The organism is Paenibacillus bouchesdurhonensis, from assembly GCF_900155685.1.
Taxonomy (GTDB): domain Bacteria; phylum Bacillota; class Bacilli; order Paenibacillales; family Paenibacillaceae; genus Fontibacillus; species Fontibacillus bouchesdurhonensis.
Map to the genome: position 1 here is coordinate 1 of NZ_LT732541.1, position 3,115 is coordinate 3,115.

The window sequence follows — 3,115 nt, forward strand, 5'->3', positions numbered from 1 at the left end:
CTCCCTAATCTCTTTCAACTCGTCCTTTAGCGCGTCAGCACATCTGGCACATAGATAAAAACAGCCGCTAGTTCCATACGATATTTCAATCACATAATGCGAGAATCTAAAACAGTTATGGCAATTACATTGACGATCTACTGTCACTCTCATTACTCTCTTACCTCCCCTACTCATCATCTTCGTCATCGTCCGGAATCATTGCGCCGCAATCCTGGCATTCATATATCCCTTGATTCCAGTGTTTTATATCGCCGCCGCATACAGGACACACACCTTCTTCTAACAGCTCGTTCATATTCTTACCTCCCCTAATAGCTCTGGATTGTCAAAGCGTGTGCCTATCACTTCGCATTCTTCACTGATATATTCAGGATCTTCATAGATTGGTTGTCCTCCTAAAGTAAATGCACCATTATCGGCCCCCGCTTCGCTGGGTATTGCGGTCGAGTCGAGGGCCTTCGGCTGTTTTACTCTATATCGCTTACAGATGCCGTGTAGTAGTTTTCAATTACTGCATATGCTGAAGAAAGAGTTACGAGACACTCTTTAGGTATAGTCCTTTCAGTCCAGACACAAGGCTGAATTTTAACGTCAGCCACTTCACATTCTCCGTCTTCGTACTGATCTTTAACTGTATTGATAAAGTCTTCTTTGTTCTCAAATTCTACTGCTCTGCCATATACAAAATCGCTCTCTTCCGACCAAATCAATTCTTTTGCCATACATTTTATCTCTCCCTTTGGTTTATTGGTTAACACCGCTACACATACACCCGCATATATTTGTCGTTATTTTCGCTGTTCCCTAATCAAATCCCATATGTTTTTTCTTAGCCATCCACTTGTGGTCAAACCTTGTTCACTTGCCAAACTTTCAATTTCTTTGAACATGTTTTCATCGATCGTGTCCTTAATTATGTCCGCAAGTTCTTTGTCCATAACATTCTCCCTTCTTTAGCCGTATAGGGGCTAACTCTTCATAAAGACTAGCCAATGAGTCTTGCTGCGCTTGTTGCCGAAAAGCGGTTCTCTGTCGAAGCATTTCAAAACTTCCTTCAAAGAAACCTGTTCCTCATTCCACTTGAATATTAAAGTTCCGTTTTCTTTCAGGACACGCATACATTCGCTAAATCCTTTTGACAGGTCATCTTGCCATGTTTCGTTAAGCTTTCCATACTTCTTGGCCAACCATGATTTATCTCCGGCGCGAACCAGGTGCGGTGGATCGAAAACTACCAGATAAAAACTTTCGTCAGAAAATGGCATATCGGTAAAATCCGCTTTTAAATCAGGACTAACAACTAACTTCCTGCCATCACACAACGTATCTTCAAGTTCACGATTATCCATGTACAAAGTATCTTTATGATTTCTGTCAAACCAAAACATTCGGCTACCGCAACAGGCGTCTAAAATTTTATGTTGTGATGCTATACTCATTTCTCATCATCTCCCCCGGACAATTCAATTAAGCAAGACTCACACACTTCACCATTTTCAATATCTCTATCTGATAACTCTTCAGTTCCATACCCGCATCTTGGGCATTCGTTCATTCCTTATCACCTTCCCCTAAAGCACCTTTACACGTTTCATACATTCCATCGAGTATGTCTGCAAAGTCACTTTCCATGTCACCTGTTTCATATTTGCGTACTGCTTCTTCTAGTGCTCTACGTAGCTTGTCGCGCTCTACTAGTGCCTGTACACATTGCCTTTGCCAATCTTGTGCTATAGTCATTAACTGTTTGTTTTCTTCGTCCTTCTCGGTAAGCTGCTGGAGTGCGTCTGTTGCAATTTGATGTACAAGGGAGTAACTGTTGTAGATTACCGATCCAATTTTGCCGTCCTCGAATATTTGCGATATATAGTCCATTTGTTCGTTAAGTTGCTTGATTGTTTCTTTCATCCCTTTTACTTCCTCCTTTTCATTTGATCAAACACGCTTAAATCGAACTCACCGTTTTCAATCTGTTTCAACACCTTTTCCATACCGTGATAGATTCCTACTTGGTAAGAGTATGCAGGTGGGGTTCCCATGGATTTCATTTCGTTTCTGATCCATTCTGCTAGTTCTTTCATACCTTTCACTTCTCCCCTCTAAGATAAATGCCTTATACGGCCTCCGGGCTTTGCCCTAAGCTTATTCAGTCGGTTGATGGCCTTCGGCCAACTAGCAAATTTCCCATATCGTTTTTTGTTCAGCGGGATAACGTTCAGCCATCTTCCTCCGTCTGCTTGGCGTATCCCATCCTTTAGGTCTTGCTTGAGTTTCCCCGATTACTTTCCATCCAGCAGCTTTGAGGCTTGTTCCCGGCTCTGATTTGAGCGTATAAGTGATCAGGCGACAATATCCGAGGTTCCGGGTTACTCTCCAAGCTGCTGCGTATAATTTGGAGCAAGCATCCTTGTACCCATCCAAAACGCAGCACCTTACCACTTCCAAGGTCATCCCATCGTCATTGTGACGTGCTATTGGCCTGCCTACCATTGCAACACCTATCAGTTCGTCATCACATGCGAGGCCGATTCTGAATTTATCCCGGAAAGGAGCTACGTTATGCCGATGGTGCTTATTTACAAAGGCTTGAGCCTCGCTTAATTCCAACGGCACAAGATCATATTTCACGGTATCCCTCCTTCGTCTTTTTCTCCGTTCCGACCGAATAATCCCGAGCCGTATAAGGGTGTATAAGGGTTATCCTTTCAGGTGGGATAGGGCAGGCTTCTCTTGTATCCGGTTATTCATGGGGAGCCTCCTTATAGATGATGAGGGCCGTAACATAGAGTTGATTATCACAAGCCGGATCCGTAAGCATCTGATACTTAATGTCGATTACTCCCCAGGTCTTGTTCACTTCAAGGTAACTGTTTAATTGCCGCTCAATATCACCGATACAATTCCCATCTACAAACAATGTTTTGATCTCACTTGCTTTACCTAACATGCTCAGTCCTCCTTAATCAACAAATACAGTTTTATCCGTTACTTGATCATTGCTCGTAATGGTGATAATGGACTGATCGCCTGGAATGATGCTTAAAGTTTCAATGGTGTAATCTTTTATCACTTTGAATCCACTTAGATTGCCTGATTCATATATCAATCGTTC

General features: G+C 42.6%; 8 protein-coding genes. All 8 read right to left on the reverse strand.

Annotated elements, in window-relative coordinates; all coding sequences use genetic code 11:
- Window positions 1–169: 169 nt before the first annotated feature.
- Window positions 170–298 carry a hypothetical protein gene (locus CZ379_RS26905; RefSeq protein WP_267890458.1) on the reverse strand — a complete coding sequence of 43 codons (129 nt, stop codon included), beginning with the start codon at window positions 296–298 and terminating at the stop codon, window positions 170–172.
- Between the two features lie 172 nt (window positions 299–470).
- Window positions 471–725, reverse strand: a complete 255-nt coding sequence (locus CZ379_RS00005) for a hypothetical protein (protein WP_110929726.1) — start codon at window positions 723–725, stop codon at window positions 471–473.
- Window positions 726–791: 66 nt separating this feature from the next.
- The gene (locus tag CZ379_RS25810) at window positions 792–941 is read right to left on the reverse strand and encodes a hypothetical protein (RefSeq protein WP_199925376.1); all 150 of its coding nucleotides are present in this window, start codon (window positions 939–941) and stop codon (window positions 792–794) included.
- A gap of 30 nt (window positions 942–971) precedes the next feature.
- Window positions 972–1,442, reverse strand: coding sequence for a class I SAM-dependent methyltransferase (locus CZ379_RS00010; RefSeq protein WP_110929727.1), 471 nt, complete (start codon window positions 1,440–1,442; stop codon window positions 972–974).
- A gap of 112 nt (window positions 1,443–1,554) precedes the next feature.
- The gene (locus CZ379_RS00015; protein ID WP_110929728.1) at window positions 1,555–1,911 is read right to left on the reverse strand and encodes a hypothetical protein; all 357 of its coding nucleotides are present in this window, start codon (window positions 1,909–1,911) and stop codon (window positions 1,555–1,557) included.
- A gap of 5 nt (window positions 1,912–1,916) precedes the next feature.
- Window positions 1,917–2,084, reverse strand: coding sequence for a hypothetical protein (locus tag CZ379_RS25815; protein ID WP_199925377.1), 168 nt, complete (start codon window positions 2,082–2,084; stop codon window positions 1,917–1,919).
- Window positions 2,085–2,175: 91 nt separating this feature from the next.
- The gene (locus tag CZ379_RS00020; RefSeq protein WP_110929729.1) at window positions 2,176–2,631 is read right to left on the reverse strand and encodes an XF1762 family protein; all 456 of its coding nucleotides are present in this window, start codon (window positions 2,629–2,631) and stop codon (window positions 2,176–2,178) included.
- Between the two features lie 112 nt (window positions 2,632–2,743).
- On the reverse strand, window positions 2,744–2,950 hold the full coding sequence (locus CZ379_RS00025; RefSeq protein WP_110929730.1) for a sporulation protein Cse60: 207 nt from the start codon (window positions 2,948–2,950) through the stop codon (window positions 2,744–2,746).
- Window positions 2,951–3,115 lie beyond the last annotated feature (165 nt).